Raw genomic sequence first — 413 nt, 5'->3', positions numbered from 1 at the left:
CCGAAGATGCCCACGATCATGTCCACCGAACGCTCGGTCATCAGTCCCACCAGACGATCCTTCGTCACCCCTTGACTGCGTAAGGTACGAGCCAATCGATTGGCGCGTTCATTCAGCTCACGATAAGTCAGCTGCTCTCCTTCGAAGTACAAGGCTGTCTGCTCCGGTGTCTGTGCAGTTTGCGACTCGAACAAGCCGTGAATCGTTTGCTCGCTCGGATAGATTGCCGCTGTATTGCCCCAGACCTCAACGATCTGCTCACGCTCCTGCGCGGTTACCATATCCAGCTCCTGTACGGAGATGTTCGGATTCGCTATCACCTGTTCCAGCAGCTGCACCAGATGACCTCGAATTTGCTCTACACTTTCCCGTTCAAAGGCGAGGGCATTATAACCAAAGCTCATGTGAATGGT

Annotated in this window: 1 protein-coding gene; it reads right to left on the bottom strand. The window is 53.8% G+C overall.

The window, feature by feature from the left end:
- Window positions 1–413 (bottom strand): AMP-binding protein (locus tag AC5V8P_RS26135; protein WP_495474123.1); only part of this gene is annotated, 413 nt, incomplete at both ends.

It is taken from the genome of Paenibacillus sp. N119s, from assembly GCF_059447605.1.
The sequence above is the reverse complement of the archived record's forward strand: the minus strand, read 5'-3'. Positions and strand labels throughout refer to the sequence as shown.